The sequence below is a fragment of the Roseateles sp. DAIF2 genome, from assembly GCF_015624425.1.
Classification (GTDB): domain Bacteria; phylum Pseudomonadota; class Gammaproteobacteria; order Burkholderiales; family Burkholderiaceae_C; genus Kinneretia.
Genome location: NZ_CP049919.1, coordinates 1575571 through 1596824, shown reverse-complemented (window position 1 = coordinate 1596824; position 21254 = coordinate 1575571). Strand labels below are relative to the sequence as shown.

Annotated in this window: 20 protein-coding genes; 6 read left to right on the top strand and 14 right to left on the bottom strand. The window is 69.5% G+C overall.

The window, feature by feature from the left end; all coding sequences use genetic code 11:
* Positions 1–23 precede the first annotated feature (23 nt).
* The 3 genes from G8A07_RS07455 to G8A07_RS07445 all read right to left on the bottom strand — a co-directional run bounded on the left by G8A07_RS07455 (position 24) and on the right by G8A07_RS07445 (position 3340).
* A complete protein-coding gene (locus G8A07_RS07455; RefSeq protein WP_195797649.1) occupies positions 24–932 on the bottom strand; it encodes a tripartite tricarboxylate transporter substrate binding protein in 909 nt (302 codons plus the stop codon).
* 77 nt (positions 933–1009) lie between these two features.
* On the bottom strand, positions 1010–2338 hold the full coding sequence (locus G8A07_RS07450; RefSeq protein ID WP_195796422.1) for an enolase C-terminal domain-like protein: 1329 nt from the start codon (positions 2336–2338) through the stop codon (positions 1010–1012).
* A gap of 9 nt (positions 2339–2347) precedes the next feature.
* Entirely contained in the window at positions 2348–3340 is a 993-nt protein-coding gene (locus G8A07_RS07445) for a tripartite tricarboxylate transporter substrate binding protein (protein ID WP_195796421.1), read from the bottom strand.
* Between the two features lie 182 nt (positions 3341–3522).
* Between G8A07_RS07445 and G8A07_RS07440 the strand changes: the two genes are divergently transcribed.
* The gene (locus G8A07_RS07440; RefSeq protein WP_195796420.1) at positions 3523–4182 is read left to right on the top strand and encodes a DUF4124 domain-containing protein; all 660 of its coding nucleotides are present in this window, start codon (positions 3523–3525) and stop codon (positions 4180–4182) included.
* A 7-nt stretch (positions 4183–4189) separates the two neighbouring features.
* On the opposite strand, the gene G8A07_RS07435 is transcribed toward G8A07_RS07440, so the two are convergent.
* Entirely contained in the window at positions 4190–5119 is a 930-nt protein-coding gene (locus tag G8A07_RS07435) for a LysR family transcriptional regulator (protein ID WP_195796419.1), read from the bottom strand.
* A 92-nt stretch (positions 5120–5211) separates the two neighbouring features.
* Here G8A07_RS07435 and G8A07_RS07430 point away from each other — a divergent pair, with 92 nt between their 5' ends.
* The 3 genes from G8A07_RS07430 to G8A07_RS07420 all read left to right on the top strand — a co-directional run bounded on the left by G8A07_RS07430 (position 5212) and on the right by G8A07_RS07420 (position 8478).
* Positions 5212–6297, top strand: coding sequence for a 4-oxalomesaconate tautomerase (locus tag G8A07_RS07430; protein WP_195796418.1), 1086 nt, complete (start codon positions 5212–5214; stop codon positions 6295–6297).
* Positions 6298–6373: 76 nt separating this feature from the next.
* Positions 6374–7351 carry a tripartite tricarboxylate transporter substrate binding protein gene (locus G8A07_RS07425; protein WP_195796417.1) on the top strand — a complete coding sequence of 326 codons (978 nt, stop codon included), beginning with the start codon at positions 6374–6376 and terminating at the stop codon, positions 7349–7351.
* Positions 7352–7377: 26 nt separating this feature from the next.
* Entirely contained in the window at positions 7378–8478 is a 1101-nt protein-coding gene (locus tag G8A07_RS07420; protein WP_195796416.1) for a porin, read from the top strand.
* A 15-nt stretch (positions 8479–8493) separates the two neighbouring features.
* On the opposite strand, the gene G8A07_RS07415 is transcribed toward G8A07_RS07420, so the two are convergent.
* Entirely contained in the window at positions 8494–9399 is a 906-nt protein-coding gene (locus G8A07_RS07415; protein ID WP_249937260.1) for a LysR family transcriptional regulator, read from the bottom strand.
* 160 nt (positions 9400–9559) lie between these two features.
* Between G8A07_RS07415 and G8A07_RS07410 the strand changes: the two genes are divergently transcribed.
* Positions 9560–10312, top strand: a complete 753-nt coding sequence (locus G8A07_RS07410) for a glutathione S-transferase family protein (protein WP_195796415.1) — start codon at positions 9560–9562, stop codon at positions 10310–10312.
* Here G8A07_RS07410 and G8A07_RS07405 read toward each other — a convergent pair whose 3' ends face one another.
* The 6 genes from G8A07_RS07405 to G8A07_RS27805 form a co-directional block, all read right to left on the bottom strand.
* Complete coding sequence (locus tag G8A07_RS07405) at positions 10313–11059, bottom strand: FadR/GntR family transcriptional regulator (protein ID WP_249937259.1); 747 nt, start codon at positions 11057–11059, stop codon at positions 10313–10315. It lies immediately after the preceding gene.
* A gap of 4 nt (positions 11060–11063) precedes the next feature.
* Entirely contained in the window at positions 11064–11912 is an 849-nt protein-coding gene (gene kdgR, locus G8A07_RS07400) for a DNA-binding transcriptional regulator KdgR (RefSeq protein ID WP_195796414.1), read from the bottom strand.
* Positions 11913–12058: 146 nt separating this feature from the next.
* The gene (locus tag G8A07_RS07395; RefSeq protein WP_195796413.1) at positions 12059–13054 is read right to left on the bottom strand and encodes a S49 family peptidase; all 996 of its coding nucleotides are present in this window, start codon (positions 13052–13054) and stop codon (positions 12059–12061) included.
* A 35-nt stretch (positions 13055–13089) separates the two neighbouring features.
* On the bottom strand, positions 13090–13476 hold the full coding sequence (locus tag G8A07_RS07390; RefSeq protein WP_195796412.1) for a Rieske 2Fe-2S domain-containing protein: 387 nt from the start codon (positions 13474–13476) through the stop codon (positions 13090–13092).
* Positions 13476–14144 carry an HAD family hydrolase gene (locus tag G8A07_RS07385; RefSeq protein ID WP_195796411.1) on the bottom strand — a complete coding sequence of 223 codons (669 nt, stop codon included), beginning with the start codon at positions 14142–14144 and terminating at the stop codon, positions 13476–13478. Before G8A07_RS07385 ends, G8A07_RS07390 begins: the two co-directional genes overlap by 1 nt.
* Positions 14141–15079 (bottom strand): RluA family pseudouridine synthase, encoded by a 939-nt coding sequence (locus G8A07_RS27805; protein ID WP_249937258.1) that lies wholly within the window; start codon positions 15077–15079, stop codon positions 14141–14143. Before G8A07_RS27805 ends, G8A07_RS07385 begins: the two co-directional genes overlap by 4 nt.
* A gap of 867 nt (positions 15080–15946) precedes the next feature.
* Between G8A07_RS27805 and G8A07_RS07375 the strand changes: the two genes are divergently transcribed.
* Positions 15947–18868: an Rne/Rng family ribonuclease gene (locus G8A07_RS07375; RefSeq protein ID WP_195796409.1), complete on the top strand. Its 2922-nt coding sequence runs from the start codon at positions 15947–15949 to the stop codon at positions 18866–18868.
* A 119-nt stretch (positions 18869–18987) separates the two neighbouring features.
* Here G8A07_RS07375 and nagZ read toward each other — a convergent pair whose 3' ends face one another.
* The 3 genes from nagZ to G8A07_RS07360 are packed head-to-tail and all read right to left on the bottom strand — an operon-like array spanning position 18988 to position 21253.
* Positions 18988–20055 carry a beta-N-acetylhexosaminidase gene (gene nagZ / locus G8A07_RS07370; protein WP_195796408.1) on the bottom strand — a complete coding sequence of 356 codons (1068 nt, stop codon included), beginning with the start codon at positions 20053–20055 and terminating at the stop codon, positions 18988–18990.
* Positions 20056–20069: 14 nt separating this feature from the next.
* Positions 20070–20468, bottom strand: a complete 399-nt coding sequence (acpS, locus tag G8A07_RS07365; protein WP_195796407.1) for a holo-ACP synthase — start codon at positions 20466–20468, stop codon at positions 20070–20072.
* Complete coding sequence (locus G8A07_RS07360; protein ID WP_195796406.1) at positions 20465–21253, bottom strand: pyridoxine 5'-phosphate synthase; 789 nt, start codon at positions 21251–21253, stop codon at positions 20465–20467. The genes acpS and G8A07_RS07360 overlap by 4 nt, the downstream gene beginning before the upstream one ends.
* Position 21254 lies beyond the last annotated feature (1 nt).

Below are 21254 nucleotides of genomic sequence, written 5' to 3'. Positions count from 1 at the left end.
TTCCGTGAGGCTTGTGCGAGGGATCAGTCGAGCTTGATGTTGTTCTTGGCTACCACCGCGGCCCAGTTCCGGCGCTCCTTGTCGAAGAAGGGCGTGAACTCGGTCGGGACCATCGTGGACACCTCGGCGCCCTGGGCCGTCAGGCGGGCACGGATCTCGGGGCTGCGGATGATGCGGATCAGCTCGGCCGAGAGCTTGGCCACCGCGGCCGGTGGCATGGTGGCGGGCACCAGCACGCCCTGCCAGGTGCCGGACTCGAAACCGGTGGCGCCCTGCTCCGCCAGGGTCGGTACGTTGGGCAGCAGCGGCACGCGGCTGGACTTGGAGACGCCCAGCACCTTCAGCTTGCCGGCCTGCACATGCGGCAGGGTCGCGAGCATGCCGTTCATCAGCACCTGGGTCTGGCCGGCGATGGTGTCGGTCACCGCCTGCGAGCCGCCCTTGTAGGGGATGTATTCCCACTTGGCGCCGGTCAGCGAGGCGACGGCCAGGCCGGCCACATGGGGCGCGCTGCCCATCGCGGTGACCGCGAAATCGATCTTGCCGCTCCTGGACAGGGCCACCAGCTCCTTCAGGTTGTTGGCCGGCACAGAAGGGTGCACCACCAGCATATGCGGCGAGTAGGCCAGCATCGCCGCGCCCTTCAGGTCCTTGCTCGGGTCGAAGGGCAGCTTGGTGTAGACCGAGGGGCTGATCGCCAGCGCGGTGACATCGCACAGCAGCATGGTGTGGCCGTCATTGGCCTTGGCGACGAAGTCCGCGCCAAGATTGCCGCTGGCACCGGCCTTGTTCTCGACCACCACGGTCTGCTTCAGCGCATCCGACAGCGGCTGGCTGATCGCGCGGGCGATGATGTCCGAGGTGCCGCCCGGCGTGTAGGGCACGATGATGCGCAGCGGCTTGCTGGGCCAGGCCTGGGCCAGGGCCAGCATGGGCAGGGTGAGCGCGAAGGCCGCGAGGCCGCGTTTGATTTGCACGGTTTGTCTCCCGATGTATGTGATGGGGGTGTTCAGCGCACCAGGGCGGGCTTCTTGGGGTCGAAGCGCCAGCCGGGGATCAGGTACTGCATCGCCATCGCGTCGTTGCGCGCCCCCAGGCCATGCTCGAGATAGAGGCGATGGGCGCGCTCCACCGCGGCCATGTCCAGCGTGACGCCCAGGCCCGGCGCGCTCGGCACCGCCACCTCGCCGCCGACGATCCGCAGCGGCCGCTCGGTCAGGTACTGGCCGTCCTGCCAGATCCAATGCGTGTCGATCGCGGTCAGGCGCCCCGGCGCCGCGGCGGCGGCGTGGGTGAACATCGCCAGCGAGACATCGAAATGGTTGTTGCTGTGCGAGCCCCAGGTCAGGCCATGGTCGCGGCAGGTCTGGGCCACGCGCACCGCGCCGCTGAGGGTCCAGAAATGCGGGTCGGCGAGCGGGATGTCGACCGCCTGCAGCTGGATGGCATGGGCCAGCTGGCGCCAGTCGGTCGCGACCATATTGGTGGCCGTGGATAAGCCGGTGGCGCGGCGGAACTCGGCCATCACCTCGCGGCCGGAGAAGCCCTCCTCGGCACCGCAGGGATCCTCGGCATAGGCGATCACATCGCCCAGGTCGCGCAGCAGGCGGATCGCGTCGCGCAAGAACCAGCCGCCGTTCGGGTCCAGCGTGATGCGAGCCTCGGGGAAGCGTCGCTTCAGGGCCCGCACCGCCTCGACCTCGGCCTCGCCGGCCAGCACGCCACCCTTGAGCTTGAAGTCCGCAAAGCCGTAGCGCGCCTGCGCGGCCTCGGCCTGGGCCACGATGGCCTCGGGCGTCAGCGCCGTCTGGTGACGCTGGTGCTGCCAGCCGCCGGCCTTGTCTTCGCGCACATAGGGCAGATCGGTCTTGCCGGCATCGCCGATGAAGAACAGATAGCCCAGCATCGCGACCTGGTCGCGCTGCTTGCCCTCGCCCAGCAGCTCGCAGATGGGCAGGCCCAGATGCTGGCCCAGCAAGTCCAGCAGCGCGCATTCGACCGCGGTCAGCACATGGATGGTGGTGCGCAGGTCGAAGGTCTGCAGGCCGCGACCGCCGGCGTCCAGGCCCTGGAACCGGTCTCGCACCTGCTGCAGCAGGGCCTGCCAGCGCGCGACGGGCTGGCCGCTCAGCAGCTCGCCGGCCTGCTCCAGGGTCTGGCGGATCGCCTCGCCGCCGGGCACCTCGGCCACGCCGGTGTGGCCGGCACTGTCGGTGAGGACCAGCAGGTTGCGGGTGAAGAAGGGCGCATGCGCGCCGCTCAGGTTCATCAGCATGCCGTCGCGCCCGGCCACCGGGATCACGCGAACGGTCTTGACGATTGGGCTGCTAGGGCTCATGGCGTAGGCTCAGTCGGCGGTGATCTTGCGCGTCTCGATGACGTTCTTCCAGCGCCCGAATTCGCTCCGCTGGAAGCTCTGCGCCTGCTCGGGCGTGTTGGCCACGGTCTCGATGCCGATCTCGGCGTTCTTGGCCTTGAGCGCCGGATCGTTCAGCGCCGCCTGCAGCGCCTGGGCGATCTGCGTGCGCAGCGGCGCGGGCAGACCGGCGGGGGCGGCAATGCCCTGCCAGGAATAGACATCGGCGCCCCGGACGCCCGACTCGGCCAGGGTCGGCACCTGGGGCAGCACCGCCGAACGCCGCTCGCCGGTGACGGCCAGCGCGCGCAGCTTGCCGCCCTGGATATGCTGCAGCACCGCGTTGACGTTCTGGAACGAGGCGTCGACCTGGCCGCCCAGCAGATCGGTGATCGCCGGCGCGCCGCCCTTATAGGGAATGTGCGAGCCCGCGGTGGCGGTCTGCAGCCAGAACAGCTCGGCGGTCAGGTGGTCCGAGGAGCCGTTGCCCGAGGAGGCGAAGGTCATCGTGCCGGGCTTGGCCTTCAGCTGCGCCAGCACGTCGGCGACGTTCTTCAGGGGCGAGGCGGCCGGCACGACCAGCACATTGGGCGCCTGCACCGCGACGGTCAGCAGCTCGATATCCTTCAGCGCGTCGTACTGCACCGCCTTCAGCAGGTGCGGGGCGATCACGAAGGGGCCCAGCGAGGCGACCAGCAGGGTGTGGCCGTCCGGCGCGGCGCGCTTGACCATCGCCGTGCCCAAGGTGCCGGTGGCACCGGGCTTGTTGTCCACCAGCACCGTCTGGCCCCATTTCTCCTGCAGCTTGACCGCCACCGCGCGCGCCAGGGTGTCGGTCGAGCCGCCCGGCGGGAAGGGCACCAGCAGGGTCACCGGCTTGTCCGGGAAGGCCTGGGCGGCCAGGCCTGCCAGCCCCAGCAGGGCGGCCGTCAGGCCGTGCCGGCAGCGGCCCGATCGCCGCCCGAAATTCTTCGTCGTCGTCATCGTCGTCTCACTCCATGGCTTGTCTATCTGTCGATCATCCAAGGCAAAAGCCGTCTGACGCGGCTTGTTGTACGTCATCATACAACTAGTGATGCGGAACGCAAGGTGCACGGATACCCGCGGTCGCGCGTTGCAGCTCCGGTATCGTCGGCATCTGACAAAGAACCTGAGGGAGCAACAAGATGATGAGCATGTGGGTGAAGAACCACCGCCGCGACGCCCGCCGGGTCGCGGCCGGGCTGTTGCTGGCGACGGCCGCGCTGGGCGCGCAGGCCGAGGTCTGGAAATGCCGGGCCGAGGACGGCAGCACCCGCTTCTCCGACCGCCCCTGCCCCGGCAGCGGCCAGCCGATGGACCCGCGCCAGCTGCAGGGCAATGTGATCGACGCACTGCGCGTGCAGCCCAGCGCCGAAGCCGCGCCCGAGGCCGGCAACCGCGCGCCGGTGAACGACTGCCCCGGCGATCAGGAGCTGCGCGACATGGAGGTCCGCGCCAATTCGCGCAGCCTGGGCGACGCCGAGAAGAGCTTCATGCAGGACGAGATCCGCCGCGTGTTCCAGTGCCGCAAGGGCCAGGGCCGCTACACGATGGACGACTGGAAGATCAGCCGCGAGGCGCGCGCCGCGCAGAGCAGTTCCAATGCCGAGAACGCGCGCCGCCGCGCCGAGGCGATGCACAGCGCGGCCGACCCGGTGGAGGGCGACCGCATCGCCCAGCAGCGCCTGGAGGCCGAGCGCCAGGGCCAGATCGCTGCCGCCGCGCGCCAGCGCCGCCTGGCCCAGCAGCCCAAGCCGCCCTGCCCCGCCGGCTCCAGCGTTGCGCCGCAGGGCGGCTGCCACTGAGCACCGCTCAGCGCGCGGCCTTGGCGCGGCCCAGCCGCGCCGGCTGCTGCTTCATCTCCAGGAAGAAGTCGTAGAGCTGCTGCGCCGCCGGCGAGAGCTGGCGGTTGCGGCGCCGGATCAGCCCGACCTGGCGCACCACCGCCGGCTCCACCAGCGGCACGCTGACCAAGAGCGGATGGTCCTTGCCCGGCATCGCCATCGAGGGCACGGCCGCCACACCCAGGCCCGCCTCGACCAGGCCCAAGAGGGTCGTCACATGCTGGGCCTCGTAGACGCTCTCGGGCCGCTGCGCAACACCGGCCAGCGCCTGGTCCAGCAGCAGGCGGTTGCCCGAGGTCTTGGCCACCGAGATGAAGTCGTAGGCGCACAGATCCTTCCAGGTCACCTGGCGCTTCTTCGCCAGCGCATGGTCGCGCCGGCAGGCGGCGACGAAGCGCTCCTCCTGCAGGGACTGGAACTCGATCTCCGGCTCCTGACTGCCGATGAAGTTCAGCCCGAAATCGACCTCGCCGCGCACCACCTGGTTCAGCACCTCGTTGGCGCCGGCATCGAAGACGCGCAGCCGGATCTTCGGGTAGCGCTCGCGATAGCGCATCACGACGCGCGACAGGTAGTAGTAGACCGTCGAGGGCACGCAGGCCACCGTCACCTCGCCCATGCGCGTGGCCGCGACGCCGCGGATGCCCAGCAGCGTGTTGTCCAGCTCATCCAGCATCAGCTGGGTCTTGCGCGCGAATTCGCGGCCCACCGCGGTCAGGCTGACGCGCCGCGTCGTGCGCTCCAGCAGCTTGACGCCCAGCGCCTCTTCGAGCTTGTCGATGCGCCGGCTGAAGGCCGGCTGCGAGATATGCACCGCCTCGGCCGCGCGCCGGAAATTGCCCAGCTCGGCCACCGCACGGAAGGCCTGCAGATCGTTGAGGTCGAAGTTGACGGCCATCGCAGCGTCCTTTTCGATTGATGTTCATTTCGGATCAATCGATCATAACTACGCAATTCACATGCATGAGTCCCTGACCCAAGATCCGGGCCATGTTGCAAACACTGACCCTGCCCTGTGTCCTGATGCGCGCCGGCACCTCGCGCGGCCCCTTCTTCCTGCGCGAGTGGCTGCCCGCGGATGAAGCGCTGCGTGACCGCGCGCTGATCGGCGCGATCGGCGCTGCCGACCAGCTGCAGATCGACGGCATCGGCGGCGGCAGCAGCCTGACCAGCAAGGTCGCGATCGTCTCGCGCTCGCAGCAGCCGGGCTGCGATGTCGACTATCTGTTCGCCCAGGTCGGCGTCGGCCAATGCTCGGTCGACACGCGGCCCAACTGCGGCAACATGCTGTCGGGCGTCGGACCGTTCGCGATCGAACAAGGCCTGGTCGAGGCGCAGGAGGGCGAGACCACCCTGCGCGTCTACAACGTCAACACCCGCTCGCGCATCGACGTGACGGTGCAGACGCCGGGCCGGCGCGTGATCTACGAGGGCGACATCGGCATCGATGGCGTGGCCGGTACCGCGGCGCCGATCCGACTCAACTTCCTCGATGCCTGGGGCGCGGTGACCGGCTCGGTGTTCCCGACCGGCCAGCGCATCGACCTGATCGAAGGCGTTGAGGTCAGCTGCATCGATGCCGCGATGCCCTTGATGCTGGTGCGCGCCGCCGACCTCGGCCTGAGCGGCCGCGAAACGCCCGCCGAGCTGGACGCGAACCGCCCGCTGCTGCTGCGCCTGGAGCGGCTGCGCCTGGCCGCGGGCCGGCAGATGGGGCTGGGCGACGTGTCGAACAGCGTGATTCCCAAGCCGGTGATCGTCGCGCCGGGCGACGACGCCCTCAGCATCCGCTCGCGCTACTTCACGCCCAAGCGCTGCCATGCCTCGCATGCGGTGACCGGTGCGATCGGCGTGGCCACCGCGCTCGCCCTGCCCGGCACCGTCGCCAGCGCCACACAGCCCTTCGCCGAGGGGCGGCATGCGATCGCGGTGCTGCATCCGCAGGGCCGCATCCAGGTAGAAGTGACCTTGAGCGGCCAGGGTGCCGAGGCGCGCATCGAACGCGCCGCGCTGCTGCGCACCGCTCGCAAGATCCTGCAGGGCCATCTGCAGATCCCGCCCTACGCCTTTGCCTGAAGCCGCTCGCGCGCAGGCCGCGCGGCCGGCTTCGTCCGTTCTTTTTTCTCGCTTCACAACAACAGGAGACAAGTCCATGACCACTAACCTTCGCCTGTCGCGCCGCTCGCTGGCGCTGCTGGCCGCCGGCCTCACGCTGGCCGGCCCGGCGCTGGCCAACTACCCGGCCAAGACCATCACCATCGTCGTGCCCACCGCGGCCGGCGGCGGCAACGACGCGATGGCCCGCACCATCGGCCAGAAGCTGCAGAGCATGCTGGGCCAGACCGTGATCATCGAGAACCGCGCCGGCGCCACCGGCTCGATCGCCAGCGAATATGTGGCGCGCGCACCGGCCGACGGCTACACGCTGTTCTTCGGCTACATCGCCACCCATGGCATGAATCCGGCGCTGCAGAAGCTGCGCTACGACCCGGTGGCGGACTTCGAGCCGATCGGCCTGGTCGGCTACTCGCCCACCGTGCTGGTGGCCAGCACCAAGGTGCCGGTGAAGGACGTCAAGGACATGCTGGCCCAGCTGAAGGCCAAGCCGGACGACTACTTCTATGCCTCGGCCGGCAACGGCACCGCGCCGCATTTCGCGGCCGAGCTGTTCAAGCTGAAGACCGGCGCGACGATGGGCGGCGTGCCCTACAAGGGCTCGGCCCCGGCGGTCAACGACACCATCGCCGGCCAGACCCATTTCATGTTCCCCAGCGCCTTCACCGCCTATGCCTCGGTCAAGGCCGGCAAGCTGCGCGCGCTGGCGGTGGCCGGCCCGAAGCGCCTGGCCGAACTGCCCGAGGTGCCGACCCTGAAGGAGGTCGGCATCGACGGCGTCGAGGTGCAGCAGTGGTACGGCTTCTTCGCGCCGGCCAAGACCCCGAAGCCCATCATCGTCCAGCTCAACAAGGCGCTGAACCAGGTGCTGGCCGACAAGGAGATCGTCAAACGCATCGAGGACCATGGCGCCGATGTCGAGACCAGCACGCCCGAGCAGTTCGGCAGCCTGGTGAAGGACGAGCTGCAGCGCTGGAAGCGCGTCGTGCAGCAGGCCAAGCTGACCGCGGACTGAAGCAGAACAACAACGGAGACCTATCCATGCGAGGGATCAAGACCATCATCACCCCGTCGGCCTGCGCACTCGGCGCGCTGGCCCTGCTGGCGGGTTCGGCCTGGGCGCAGAGCGGCAGCCAGGTCACCCTGTCGGGCATCGCCGATGCGGCGGTCCGGCATGTCAAGAACGAGGGCCGCGGCGGCGTCAGCTCGCTGGTCAGCGGCGGCAACTCGACCAGCCGCATCATCATCCGCGGCAGCGAGGACCTGGGCGGCGGCCTCAGCGCCGGCTTCCACCTGGAGCATGGCATCCTGCTGGACAGCGGCACGCAGGCCTCCGGCACGATGTTCTGGGACCGCCGCGCCACCGTCAGCCTGGTCAGCAAGCAGTTCGGCGAGTTGCGCGCCGGGCGCGACTTCGTGCCCAGCTACAGCAACTGGAGCCGCTACGACCCCTTCTCCTATGTCGGCGTCGCGGGCGCCAACATCTTCGTCTCGGCCACGCCGCAGGGCCCGCTGCGCGCGGCCTTCGGCAGCGGCGCCAACAGCACGGTGCGCTCCAGCAACGCGCTGCAATGGCTGCTGCCGGCCGGCCTGGGCGGGATCGAGGGCGGCCTGATGTTGGCCGCCGGTGAGGGCGGCACGGCGGCCAACGGCCAGCACAAGCTGGCCGGTGCGCGCGTAGGCTACGCGAACAAGAGCTTCAACATCGCCGCGGCCTACACCCGCAGCGAGAACAACCTGACCGGCAGCGACGCGCTGGACGACTGGGCCCTGGGTGGCAGCTACAACTTCGGCCCGCTGCGCGCCTCGCTGGCCTGGCGCCAGTTCAAGCTCGGCGCGGCCAAGCAGACCCAGACCTTGCTGGGCGCCTGGGTGCCGCTGGGCCCGGGCCAGCTGAAGCTGTCCTGGAACCGGGTCGACCTGCAGGGCCGCGTCGGCAACACCGCGATCGACCGCAACGACGCCGACCAGCTGGGTCTGGGCTATGTCTACGACCTGTCCAAGCGCAGCGCGCTCTACGCCACGGTGGCACGCGTCGCCAACAAGGGCGGGGCCAGCTACGCGGTGCCGGGCGGGGCCTCGGGCATGGCCGGCGGCGGCGATTCCACCGGCGTCGAGCTGGGCATGCGCCACAACTTCTGAGGCCGGCCGGCGCGCTCAGTCGGGTTCGGCGAGGCTCTCGGCCAGGAACTCGACCACCGCGCGCACGCCCGGCAGCTGGCTGCGGCGTTCGGGCATCAACAGCGTCGTGATGACGCGCCCGGCGCTCCAGTCCGGCAGCACCCGCTCCAGCCGGCCCGCGTCTAGTTCGGCCCGGCACATGCCGGCCGGCAGGCAGGTGATGCCCAGGCCGGCCGCCGCGGCCTGCATCAGCACCACCGACTCGTCGGCCACCAGGCGCGGGCGCGGGCTCACCGGCACCGCCGCGCCTTCGTCCTGCGGCCACAGGGTCCAGGTGAGAGCGCTCGGCGCGGTCAGCAGCGCCTCATGCGCGGCCAGGTCCTCAGGCGCCTCCGGCCGCCCCGCGGCCCGCAGATAGGCCGGTGCGGCCAGCAGCCAGATCGGCTCCACCGCAATGCGCCGTTGCACCAGGCTGGAATCGGGCAGCGGCCCGAAATGGCTGCGCACCGCGATGTCGAAGCCCTCCTGGGCCAGATCGACGAAGCGGTCGGTCACATGCAGCTCCAGGCGCAGCTTCGGATGGCGCAGCGCCAAGGCCGGCACCAGGCCGGCCAGGTAGAACTGCGCCACCGGCACCGAGCAGGTCAGGCGCACCGTGCCGCTCGGCTCGGCCAGGCGCTGGTGGACCACGGCCAGCGCCGCCTCGGCCTCGATCAGCGCGGCGCGCGCATGGCGGTAGAAGTCGCGCCCAACATCGGTCAGCGCCAGGCTGCGCGAGCTGCGGTGCAGCAGGCGCACCCCCAGCGCCGCCTCCAGCTCGCCCAGGCGCTTGCTCAGCGTGGACTTGGGCACGCCCAGCCGGCGCGAGGCCGCGGTGAAGCCCCCCTGCTCCACCACATGGGCAAAGAACTGCAGGTCGTTCAGGTTCATCAGGCTCGTCATGCCCGGATTGTCCACAAATGTGAACCATGAGTCGACAAAACGCCATCTAGTCGCCCAATGTCCACGGAAGTAAATTTCAGTCCATCGAACGGCGGGGCAAAACAACCCACCGCTTCGAGACCCTTCAAACCATCAAGCAACCATCCAGAGAGATTTGTATATGACGACCCAGAACACCACCGCCGCCAACGCCACCGTCACCCCGGCCCCCATCCTGTTCTACGGCGTGCCCGAGGGCTGCTCCTTCGGCTCCATCGTCGCGCTGGAATGGCTGGGCAAGCCCTACCGGCTGAGCCGCATCGAGATGCCCGAGCAGGTCAGCAGCGAGGTCTATCGCCGCCTGAACCCGCTGGGCGAGACGCCGACCCTGATGACCCCCCAGGGCCATCTGATCAGCGAAAGCATGGCGATCCAGAACCACATCGCGGCGCAGGGCATCGACAGCGGCCTGGGCTTTGCCCAGGGCACGCCCGAGTTCGACCGGCTCAACCAGATGCTGGCCTTCCTGAACACCACCTTCTTCGGCGCCTTCTCGCCGCTGTGGTACGCGCTGGAGCACACCGCCGAGGGCAGCGCCGAGCAACAGCTGCTGGTGGCCCATGGCCATGCCAAGGTGGCCCATGCCCATGCCAAGCTGGAACAGCTGATCGGCGACGGCCCCTGGCTGCTGGGCGAGCAGCGCAGCGCCGCGGACGCCTACTTCGCCGGCATCGCCCGCTGGAACGACTTCCACCGCGTGCTCAACCGCAGCGACTACCCGCGCCTGGACGCGCTGTACCGCCGCCTGCAGCAGGACCCCGCGGTGCAGTTCGCCCATGCGATCGAGGCCCAGCAGCCGGCCCAGGGCTCCGGCGCCCTGGTCGACCAGCTGAGCCTGGAGCAGGCGCTGGAACTGCTGCCGGCCGGCCGCTGATCAGCCCGGATCGGCCAGGGCCGCCGCGGCCGCGCGGCGGCGGCGCTCCCGGCTGTTGGCCAGATGGGTGCGCATCGCGGCGCGGGCCGCCTCGGCGTCCTGCGCAGCGATCGCATCCAGGATGTCCCGATGCTCGGCATTGACCCGCTTCAGGTAGGCCAGGCGCTCCGCCGGATCCACCTGCTCCAGGCCCGGCAGGCGCGCGCGCGGGATGCTGGGCGCGCCCAGGGTGCCCATCAGCTGCTCGAAATGCGCATTGCCGGTGGCGCGCGCGATCTCCAGATGGAACTGGAAATCGGCCGCCACCGCGTCGCGCCCGGCCTCGGCCGCCGCGTCGAAGGCGGCCAGGGCCTCGTGCATCAGCGCCAGCTGCGCGGCGCTGCGGCGCTGCGCGGCCAGCGCCGCGGCCTCGGTCTCGACGCCGATGCGCAGCTCCAGCAGCGCGACCACGTCGTTCAGGGTCGCCAGCTGCTGCGGCCCGACGCGAAAGGCCTCGCCCTCGCCCAGGCCGCGCACAAAGCTGCCGATGCCATGGCGCGTCTCGACCAGGCCGGCGGCCTGCAGCTTGGAGATGGCCTCGCGCACCACGGTGCGGCTGACCTCGAACTCGGCCATGATGGCCGCCTCGGTGGGCAGCCGGTCGCCGGTGGCCAGCGCGCCGCTGCGGATGCGCTCGCTGAGCGCCTCCACCAGGCCCAGGGCCAGGGTACGGGGGCGCCGCGGCGTCTTCACCAGGGTCTGCGTCAAGGGCTCAGCTCCCCTCGACCAGCGCCGCCGCCGCGGCCGCGTTCATCGCGGCCTCCAGCGGGAAGCGGCTGCAGCCCAGGCGGGCCGAGATCTCGCGGCTGACGGTCTGCAGCATGCGCACCACCTCGGGCGCCTTGGCCTCGTCATAGCGGAAGTTCGGGAAGCTGACGCTGAGGCCGGCGATCGGCTGCGCCAGACGGTCGAAGATCGGCACGCCCAGGCAGCGGATATGTTCGTCGAACTCCTCGCGGTCCTCGCCGAAGCCCTGGGCCTTGATGCGCTCCAGCTCGGCCGCGAAGGCCTCCGGCTCGACGATGGTCTTGGCGCGAAAGCGCTTGAACTCCGCGCCCTTCAGCACCAGCGCGCGGCGCTCCGGATGCTCCCAGGCCATCAGCACCTTGCCGATCGCGGTGCAGTGCAGCGGCGCGCGGCGGCCGACGCGCGAATACATGCCCAGCATGTGTCGTGAGTCGACCTTGTGCACATAGATGATCTCGCTGTCGATCAGCATGCCCAGGTGCACGGTCTCGCCGGTCTGGTCGGCCAGCATCTGCATAGGGTGCTTGGCCAGGTCGACCAGTTCGGGATACTGCAGCGCCTTGGTGCCGAGCTCGAAGGCCTTCATTGTCAGGCCGTAGCGCTCGCTGTCCGACTCCTGGCGCACGTAGCCCAGGGTCTTCATCGTCTGCAGGAAGCGGTAGACCGTGGCCTTGGGCATGGCCAGGCGCACCGACAGGTCGGAGATGCCCGTGTCGCGCTGTTCGGACAGGGCTTGCAGGATCGCAAACACCTTCAGGACCGCCGCCACCGATTCGGGCTGCCTGCCCCCCTCGTTCAGATCGTCAATATCCATGCCGTGCCTCGCCGAGCCGGGTCTGGCGTTTCAAGTTGGGCCGGATTATTGCATCGGGGCATGGCGCCGATGCGGCCGTTCGACAGAGGGAAAACAAGCAGTAACAGGGGCGCCGCAGCGCCCGGGGGTACTCACTCCAGACCGGCTCAGCGGATCGGTGCCAGCGAGCGCAGCGCCTTCACCGCGCCCTCGCCCATCGCCGCGCCGAAGCGCTTGGCCAGGCGCTCGGCGACGTTGTCGCGCGGCGTGTAGTCGATCACCTCCTCGGCCTTCACCACCTCGCGGGCGACGAAGTCGAGGTTGCCGAAATGGTCGGCCAGGCCCAGCTTGACGGCCTCCTCGCCGTTCCAGAACACGCCGGTGAAGGTCTCCGGGGCTTCCTTCAGGCGCTTGCCGCGGCCCTGCTTGACCACCGTGATGAACTGCTGGTGGATCTGGTCCAGCATCGCCTGGGCATAGGCCTTTTGCTGCGGGTTCTCCGGCGAGAACGGGTCCAGCATGCCCTTGTTGCTGCCCGCGGTCAGCAGGCGGCGCTCGACGCCGACCTTGTCCATCAGGCCGGTGAAGCCGAAGCCGTCCATCAGCACGCCGATCGAGCCGACCACCGAGGCCTTGTCGACATAGATCTCGTCGGCCGCGGCGGCGATGTAGTAGGCGCCGGAGGCGCAGATCTCCTCGACGACCGCGTAGACCTTCTTGTTGTGCTTGGCCTTCAGGCGGCGGATCTCGTCGTTGACGATGCCGGCCTGCACCGGGCTGCCGCCCGGCGAATTGATGCGCAGGATCACCGCCTGCGCGCCCTGGTCCTCGAAGGCGCTCTTCAGCGCCGAGACCATCAGCTCGGCGCTGGCCTCGGTGTCGGCCGCGATTTCGCCGCGCACCTCGACCAGGGCGCTGTGCGGGGTCGACGGCGCCGAGCCCGGATGGCGCTGCGAGAACAGCAGGTACATCAGCACCACAATCAGCGCCAGCCAGGCCAGGCGGAAGAAGCCGCGCCAGCGGCGCTCGCTGCGGCGGTCGCGCAGGTAGTCGCGCGCGAATTGCGCCATCACCGTTTCATAGCTCCCGGCCGCCGGGGCCGGACGGGGTGGCACGCCCAGGGGTTCGCCGATGGGCGGGGGCAGGTCGTCGTTGGAATTCATGATGGGATGGGCGCGGGCGGCGCCTGGGTTCTGGCTCAGTCTTCGAAAGCCGGCTTGGTGTCGCGGCTAGGATACCAATAGACCTGACCCTCGCGTTCCGTCACGGCGATCTTGGTCAGGCCCATGCGGCCGCACATGCCGGTCACGCATTTGCCGGTCAGCGGGTCGTAGACCGCGCCATGGATCGAGCACATGATGTACTGCTTGTCGCGGTCCAGGAACTCGCCCTCCTGCCAGTCCATCTCGGTCGGCACATGGGCGCAGCGGTTCAGATAGGCCACCACCTGGCCGTCGAAGCGCAGCGCGAAGGCACGCGCCGGCTCACGCCATTGCAGCACGTCGAAGGTATGGGCGCGGCCACGCTCCTGCAGCTCGTCGGAGCGGCACAGCGGCAGCGGGTCGGGGGTCGGGTCGGTCGTCATCAGGCGTTCTCGATCAGCCAGGCATGCAGCTCGGGCACCGAATGCGCGATGTGCAGCGGCCGGAATTCGTCGAAGGTCTCGTGGTCATGGGCGCCATAGCCGACGCCGACGCTGGCGGTGCCGGCGTTCAGCGCCAGCAGCAGGTCGTGGCTGGTGTCGCCGATCATCAGGGTGCGCTCGGGCTCGACACCGAACTCGCGCATCAGCTCCTTGAGCATCAGCGGATTGGGCTTGCCGGCGGTCTCGTCGGCGGTGCGGCTGCCGTCGAACAGCGCGCCCAGCTCGGGCGCGATCTTCAGCGCCTCGTCCAGGCCGCGGCGGCTTTTGCCGGTGGCGATCGCCAGCCAATGATGGCGCGCCTTCAGCGCGGCCAGCATCTCCAGGGTGCCATGGAACAGGGTCACCTCATGCTGGGCCGCGAAGTAATGGTGGCGATAGCGCTGGCCCAGCTCCGGGTAGCGCGCCGGGTCCAGGCCCGGCACCGCATGGGCCAGGGCCTCGTGCAGGCCCATGCCGATCACATAGCTGGCCTGCGCGTCGCTGGGGCGCGGCAGGCCCAGGTCCTCGGCGGCGCGCTGGATGCAGCGGGTGATCAGCGCGGTCGAGTCGAACAGGGTGCCGTCCCAGTCGAACACGATCAGGTCGAAGCGTTGGGGACGGGTGCTCATGGGGTCCTCAGGCTGGCCAGCAGCCGTTCGCAGTCGGGCGGCAGCGGCGCCAGCAGCTCGATCTCGGCGCCGCTGGCCGGATGGGCGAACTTCAGGCGCTTGGCATGCAGGAACATGCGGTCGAACTTCAGCGCGCCGCGGGCCATGGCCCGGTTGGCATCGAAGTCGCCATATTTGGGATCGCCGGCGATCGGATGGCCCTCATGGGCCAGGTGGACGCGGATCTGGTGCGTGCGGCCGGTCTTGATCGTGACATCGAGCAGACTGTAGCCGGCCAGGCGCTCGGCCACCCGCACCAGGCTGATCGAGCGCTTGGCCTGTTCGGCCTGCGGATCATGCGAGCTGGTGACCGCCCGCACCCAGCGCTCGCCATCGGCGCCGGTGAACTTCAGCAGGGCTACGTCGACCACCTTCTTGTTCTCGGCCCAGTCGCCGATCACCAGGGCGGCATAGGTCTTGCCCGTCTCGCGTTCGCGGAACTGGTCCTGCAGCGCGGTCAGCGCCGAGCGCTTTTTGGCGATCAGCAAGAGGCCCGAGGTCTCCTTGTCCAGCCGGTGCACCAGCTCCAGGAATTTGGCCTGCGGCCGCGCCTGGCGCAGCTGCTCGATCACGCCGAAGCTGACGCCGGAGCCGCCATGCACCGCGACGCCGGCCGGCTTGTTGACCGCGATCAGGTGCTCGTCCTCATAGACGACCGGGAACTCCTTGGCCGGCACATAGTCCGGCTTGGCCGTCACGCGCTCGGGCAGGCGCACCGGCGGGATGCGTACCTCGTCGCCCAGGGCCAGGCGGCTGTCGGCCTGGGCCCGGCCCTTGTTGATGCGCACCTCGCCGGCGCGGATGACCCGGTAGATATGGGTCTTGGGCACGCCCTTGAGTTCGCGCAGCAGGAAGTTGTCCAGGCGCTGCCCCGCCGAGCCTTCGTCGATCTGCACATGTCGTACGACCGGCGCCGGGACAGACGCCGTTGGGGCTGGAACGGCTGAAGTTGGCGGACGCTTACCGGCTGGCGCGGCAGGCTGGGGCGGCCTGGGGCGGACCCCAGCTTTCGGGCCCGCTTTAGCCCTTATAATGTTCCGAACCACGATTGCGCCGTAAGTATTTGATTTGCCTGATTTTAACCGGGCTCTTACAGATCGGAGACAAACGGCGCAGGCGTGGCGGGTCCGGTGCGCCGGATCCAACCCAGGTGATGCAACGCGTGTTTGAGACGGCGGGCCCTGTCCCCAAGTGACCGGGCGGCCTTCGCGGGCATGCGGCAGCGCAAACGTAGCAAGAACCCTGTCGAGCCCCGCCGGAGCTGCTGAAAAAGCACAGCGGGCGGGGAGCGGCAAAGAATAAGGTTTACATGGCCCGAGGCCTCCGATCCTTGTTCCGCGCAATGGCGCGGGCGAGCGGGACCTCGGACCAGCGTCAATCAGCGTCAGTCCTCGCGGATGAGCCTTCCTCTGACCTCCCCCACCCCTCACCGCTTGCGGATGCAGCCCCGGCCCTGTCCTTATCAGGATCTGGCCGGCGCGGCGCGCATCCCGGGCCGTGGCAGGGCCGCGCAGTTTGCGCGCCGGGAATGGAGGCGTGCGGCACCGCCTGTCGTTGATCTCACGCACGCGCCAACGCTGATGGTCTGATCGACGACCTGTTCTCTCGATCACCACCAGTCCAGGGCGATTCCTTCCTCGGTTCTTCCACGTCTGCACGTGCATCGATGAGTCGCCCTCCGGCCACGGGGCCATGGGCGGCGTGACCGATGTTGCGCGCTTGCCGGCAAACACAGGCCGCCAGCGCGTGAGGAGAAGAACGACATGAAACGCATGCTGATCAATGCGACGCAGCAGGAAGAGCGTCGCCTGGCCATCGTCGATGGCCAGAAGCTGCTGGACTTCGAGACCGAGATCGAAGGCCGCGAACAGCGCAAGGGCAATATCTACAAGGCCGTCGTGACCCGCGTCGAGCCTTCGCTGGAGGCCTGCTTCGTCGACTACGGCGAGGACCGCCACGGCTTCCTGCCCTTCAAGGAAATCTCGCGCCAGTACTTCCGCGAGGGCACCGATGTGCGCTCGGCCAAGATCCAGGACGCGATCAAGGAAGGCCAGGAACTGCTGGTCCAGGTCGAGAAGGAAGAGCGCGGCAACAAGGGCGCGGCCCTGACCACCTTCGTCTCGCTGGCCGGCCGCTACCTGGTGCTGATGCCCAACAACCCGCGCGGCGGCGGCGTCAGCCGTCGCATCGAGGGCGAGGACCGCGAGGAGCTGAAGGAAAACCTCGACCAGCTCGAGTACCCGAAGGGCATGAGCCTGATCGCCCGCACCGCCGGCATCGGCCGTTCCGCCGCCGAGCTGCAGTGGGACCTGAACTACATGCTCAAGCTCTGGACCGCGATCGACGACGCGGCCAAGGGCGGCAAGGGCGCCTACCTGATCTACCAGGAATCCAGCCTGGTGATCCGCGCGATCCGCGACTACTTCACCGCCGATGTCGGCGAGATCCTGATCGACACCGATGACCTGTTCGAGCAGGCGCATCAGTTCATGAACCACGTGATGCCCGACCAGGGCCATCGCGTGAAGCGCTACCGCGACGACGCGCCGCTGTTCAGCCGCTTCCAGATCGAGCACCAGATCGAGACGGCCTTCAGCCGCACCGTGAACCTGCCGTCCGGCGGCGCCATCGTGATCGACCACACCGAGGCCCTGGTCTCGGTGGACGTCAACTCGGCGCGCGCCACCCGCGGTGGCGACATCGAGGAAACCGCCACCCGCACCAATCTGGAAGCCGCCGACGAGATCGCGCGCCAGATGCGACTGCGCGACCTGGGCGGCCTGATCGTGGTCGACTTCATCGACATGGAAGAGTCGAAGAACCGCCGCGACGTCGAGCAGCGCCTGCGCGACGCCCTGCGCCAGGACCGCGCCCGCGTGCAGTTCAGCTCGATCAGCAAGTTCGGCCTGCTGGAACTCAGCCGCCAGCGCCTGCGCCCGGCGCTGAGCGAGGGCAGCCACATCACCTGCCCGCGCTGCAATGGCACCGGCCATATCCGCGACACCGAATCCTCGGCGCTGCAGATCCTGCGCATGGTCCAGGAAGAGTCCATGAAGGACAACACCGCCGCCGTGCATGTGCAGGTGCCGGTGGAGGTCACCAGTTTCCTCCTGAACGAGAAGCGCACCGAGATCACCAAGATCGAGCTGAAGCAGCGCGTCACCGTGCTGCTGGTGCCCAACAAGCATCTCGAGACGCCCAACTACAAGCTGGAGCGCCTGCGCCACGACGATCCGCGCCTGGAGAACCTGCAGGCCAGCTACACGATGATCGAAGAGGCGACCGACGAGGTGGGCATCACCCGTCGCGATGCCGGCGACAAGAAGAACAAGCAGGAACCGGTGATCAAGGGCATCCTGCCCGAGCAGCCGGCCCCGATCGCGCCGCCCAAGCCCGAGCCGGTCGCTAAGGCCGCGGCCCCCGCCGCGCCGGCAGCGCCCGCCCCGGCCGTCGGTGGCGGTTTCTTCGGCTGGATCAAGAACCTGTTCGGCGCCGCTCCCGCCCCCGCCCCGGTCGTCGAGGCCAAACCGACCGAGGGCACCGGCACCGAGCGCAGCGGCAAGGACGGCAGCGGCAAGCGCGGCGACGGACGTCGCGGCGAAGGCCGCGGCAACCGCCGCGATGGCGAACGCAGCGAGCGCGGCGGTGAACGCAAGCGCGAAGGCGGCGCCAACAAGCCGCAGCAGGAAGCCCGCCAGGAGCGCGGCGACCGTGGTGGCGAGCGTGGTGAACGCGGTGAGCGTGGCAATCGCCGCCAGGACCGCGCCGACAAGCCGGAGGCGCAGGACCCCCAGCGCGGTGAGCAGCGCCAGGAGCGCGGCGAACGTGGCGAGCGTGGCGGTGAACGCCGTCCGCGCGGCGAGCAGCGCAGCAAGGAACAGCGTGTCCCGGCCGACGATCAGCAACAACAGCTGAACACGGCCGCGCTGGACCTGAACGCCGCCGCGGCCGCACACGACGCACCGCCGGCCTTCGTCGACAGCCAGGCCGAGGGCCAGGAGGCCGAGGGCTCGAGCGAGGAGCGCCAGGGCCGCCGCCGCCGCCGCCGTGGTGGCCGCGACCGCGCCGGTGCCGAAGGCGCCGAGCAGACCGGCAACCAGGGCGAGCTGGCCATCGGTGAGGGCCAGGCCGCACCGGCGCCCGAAGCCGCGGCCGATGAGGCCGCGACCGAGGGCGAGGACGGCGTCGCGCGCGCCGAGGGCGACGATGCCGGCGAGGGCCATGGCCGCGACGGCCGCCGCCGCCGCAGCCGCGATCGCTATCGCCGCGAGCGCCGCGAGGATCAGGTGCAGGATGGCGCCGCCGAAGGCAATGGCGAGGCCGCGGCCGCGGCCGAGCCGGCCGAAGTGATCGCTGCAGCCCCCGCCGCTGTCGCTGCTGCCGCCGAAACCGCGCCGGCACCGGTCGTGGCCGCACCGGCCCCCGTGGCTCCCCCGGCCGCCGTCGTGCCGGCCTTCGTGCTGCCGCTGGGCGAGCTGCAGGCCGTGGCCGAGGGTGCGGGCCTGCAATGGGTCAACTCCGACGCCGACAAGATCCGCGTCACGCAGGAGGCGATGGCCGCCGAACCCAAGCCGGTCCATGTGCCGCGCGAGCGTCCGCCGGTGGTGGTGCTCGACGAGGGCCCGCTGGTGCTGGTCGAGACCCGCAAGGACCTCTCGCAAATCAAGCTGCCCTTCGAGAGCTGATCCTCATCGGCGCCACGCCGGAGCCTTCGGGCTCCGGTGACGGCAGCGCCAAAACAAACGCCGCCTCGGGCCAAGCCCGGGCGGCGTTTTTCTTTGGGATCGCGAGAAGAGGCCGTCGCCTAGGCCAGCCGCTCCACCGCGGCAAGGTAGCGCGCATTGCGCATCAGCTCGTCCCAGGTCAGCGGCACGGTCTGCGGCAGCAGGTCCAGGCGGCGCGATTCGCTGTCGGGATCGGGCGTCCAGTCGCCGCGCACCTGCGCGGCCGTCAGGCCGTCCAGCACCTCGTCAATCGCCTCGCCCTGTCCCACATGGGACTGGTTGCACAGCAGCGCCAGATCGCAGCCGGCCTGCAGCGCGGCCAGCGCGGCCTCGGTGAAGCCGACCGGCTTCCCTTCGATCACGCGCGCGCCGGCCATGCCCAGGTCGTCGCTGAAGATCGCGCCGCCGAAGCCCAGGCGCTCGCGCAGGATCTCCTGCAGCCAGCGGCGGCTGAAGCCGGCCGGGCGGGCATCGACCTTGGGGTAGATCACATGGGCCGGCATCACCGCCGACAGGCTCAGGCCCAGCCATTCATAGGGCTTGGCATCCTCGGCCAGGATGGCCTTCAGGGCGCGCTTGTCGACCGGGATGTCGACATGGCTGTCCGCCTTCACGAAACCATGGCCGGGGAAATGCTTGCCGCAGCTGCTCATGCCGGCCAGCAGCAGGCCTTGCATCAGGCTCTTGGCCAAGAGGCTGACGACGCGCGGGTCGCGGTGGAAGCTGCGCTCGCCGATCACGCTGCTTTCGCCGTAATCAAGGTCCAGCACCGGCGTGAAGCTGAAGTCAACGCCGCAGGCGCGCAGCTCGGCGGCCAGCACAAAGCCGGTCGCGGTGGCCGCCTCGGTGGCGCGCAGCGCGTCTTGCATCCACAGCTCGCCGAGCGCGCGCATCGGGGCCAGCTGCGTGAAGCCATCGGTGCGGAAGCGTTGCACGCGGCCGCCCTCATGGTCCACCGCGATCAACACATCGGGGCGGATCGACTTGATCTCGACGGTCAGCGAAGTCAGCTGGGCGCGACTCTCGAAATTGCGCGCGAACAGGATCAGGCCGCCGACCAGCGGATGGGCCAGGCGGCGGCGGTCGTTGGCGTCCAGCGCCAGACCGGCGATGTCCAGCACCAGCGGTGCATGCGGGGTGTCGAGCATGTGCTTCTCGGGTATCAGTTGCGGACGGTTTCGACCACCACGAAGGCGGCCGCATATTCGGTCTCGTCGGTGACGGTGACATGGGCGGCCAGGCCCCGGGCCTCGAACCAGGCGGCCAGTTCGCCATGCAGGCGGATCTCGGGCTTGCCGCTCGGCGCCTTGACGATCTCGCAGGCGCGCCAGGTCATCGGCATGCGCATGCCCATGCCGATGGCCTTGGAGAAGGCCTCCTTGGCCGAAAAGCGGGTGGCCAGGTAGGCCACGCCGCGCGCCTCGACCTTGGCACGGCGGGCGCGGAACACCTCGAGCTCATGCGGCCCCAGCACCTTCTCGGCGAAGCGCTCGCCGCGCCGCTCCAGGGTGTCGCGGATGCGGCGGATGTCGCAGATATCGGTGCCGATGCCGTAAATCATGGCGCGTAGGCGTTCTGGATCGCGCGCTGGTATTCGCGCACGGTTTCCGCGTAGCCCAACTCCAGCGCGTCGCCGACCAGCGCATGGCCGATCGACACCTCCAGCACGCCGGGCACGGCGCGCAGGAAATCGGTCAGGTTGTCGCGGTTCAGGTCATGGCCGGCATTGATGCCCAGGCCCACGGCCAGCGCGGCCCGGGCGGTGGCGGCGAAGCCGGCCAGCACCTCGGCCTGGCGCTCGGTGCCCCAGGCGCTGGCATAGGTCTCGGTGTAGAGCTCGATGCGCTCCGCGCCCAGCTCGGCGACGAAGGGCATGGCGGCGGGAATCGGGTCCATGAACAGGCTGACGCGCACGCCCAGGCTCTTGCATTCGGCCACCAGCGGGCGCAGCCGCTCCATGTCGGCCGGCAGGTTCCAGCCATGGTCGGAGGTGAACTGGTCCTCGCTGTCCGGCACGAAGGTGACCTGATGCGGTCGCACCTGGCGCACGAAGTCCATCAGGTTCTGGGTCGGGTTGCCCTCGATGTTGTACTCGGCCCGGGGCCAGTCCTTGCCCAGCAGCGCGGCCAGCTCATGCACGTCGGCCGTGCGGATATGGCGACCGTCGGGCCGCGGGTGCACGGTGATGCCCTGGGCGCCGGCGGCCAGGCACAGCTCGGCCGCCTTGCTGACGCTGGGAATGCCCAGATGGCGCGTGTTGCGCAGCAGGGCCACCTTGTTGACATTGACCGACAGCGCGCAGCGCGCGCCGTCATGGCGGGAATCGGGGGCAACGAGCGGGTTCATG

What these genes read in the sequence shown, in the direction of transcription:
- G8A07_RS07455 (WP_195797649.1), bottom strand. Translation starts at nt 932, where the DNA reads ATGCTGGCCCTGGCCCAGGCCTGGCCCAGCAAGCCGCTGCGCATCATC.
- G8A07_RS07450 (WP_195796422.1), bottom strand. Translation starts at nt 2,338, where the DNA reads ATGAGCCCTAGCAGCCCAATCGTCAAGACCGTTCGCGTGATCCCGGTG.
- G8A07_RS07445 (WP_195796421.1), bottom strand. Translation starts at nt 3,340, where the DNA reads ATGACGACGACGAAGAATTTCGGGCGGCGATCGGGCCGCTGCCGGCAC.
- G8A07_RS07440 (WP_195796420.1), top strand. Translation starts at nt 3,523, where the DNA reads ATGATGAGCATGTGGGTGAAGAACCACCGCCGCGACGCCCGCCGGGTC.
- G8A07_RS07435 (WP_195796419.1), bottom strand. Translation starts at nt 5,119, where the DNA reads ATGGCCGTCAACTTCGACCTCAACGATCTGCAGGCCTTCCGTGCGGTG.
- G8A07_RS07430 (WP_195796418.1), top strand. Translation starts at nt 5,212, where the DNA reads ATGTTGCAAACACTGACCCTGCCCTGTGTCCTGATGCGCGCCGGCACC.
- G8A07_RS07425 (WP_195796417.1), top strand. Translation starts at nt 6,374, where the DNA reads ATGACCACTAACCTTCGCCTGTCGCGCCGCTCGCTGGCGCTGCTGGCC.
- G8A07_RS07420 (WP_195796416.1), top strand. Translation starts at nt 7,378, where the DNA reads ATGCGAGGGATCAAGACCATCATCACCCCGTCGGCCTGCGCACTCGGC.
- G8A07_RS07415 (WP_249937260.1), bottom strand. Translation starts at nt 9,399, where the DNA reads ATGACGAGCCTGATGAACCTGAACGACCTGCAGTTCTTTGCCCATGTG.
- G8A07_RS07410 (WP_195796415.1), top strand. Translation starts at nt 9,560, where the DNA reads ATGACGACCCAGAACACCACCGCCGCCAACGCCACCGTCACCCCGGCC.
- kdgR (WP_195796414.1), bottom strand. Translation starts at nt 11,912, where the DNA reads ATGGATATTGACGATCTGAACGAGGGGGGCAGGCAGCCCGAATCGGTG.
- G8A07_RS07395 (WP_195796413.1), bottom strand. Translation starts at nt 13,054, where the DNA reads ATGAATTCCAACGACGACCTGCCCCCGCCCATCGGCGAACCCCTGGGC.
- G8A07_RS07390 (WP_195796412.1), bottom strand. Translation starts at nt 13,476, where the DNA reads ATGACGACCGACCCGACCCCCGACCCGCTGCCGCTGTGCCGCTCCGAC.
- G8A07_RS07385 (WP_195796411.1), bottom strand. Translation starts at nt 14,144, where the DNA reads ATGAGCACCCGTCCCCAACGCTTCGACCTGATCGTGTTCGACTGGGAC.
- G8A07_RS07375 (WP_195796409.1), top strand. Translation starts at nt 15,947, where the DNA reads ATGAAACGCATGCTGATCAATGCGACGCAGCAGGAAGAGCGTCGCCTG.
- nagZ (WP_195796408.1), bottom strand. Translation starts at nt 20,055, where the DNA reads ATGCTCGACACCCCGCATGCACCGCTGGTGCTGGACATCGCCGGTCTG.
- acpS (WP_195796407.1), bottom strand. Translation starts at nt 20,468, where the DNA reads ATGATTTACGGCATCGGCACCGATATCTGCGACATCCGCCGCATCCGC.
- G8A07_RS07360 (WP_195796406.1), bottom strand. Translation starts at nt 21,253, where the DNA reads ATGAACCCGCTCGTTGCCCCCGATTCCCGCCATGACGGCGCGCGCTGC.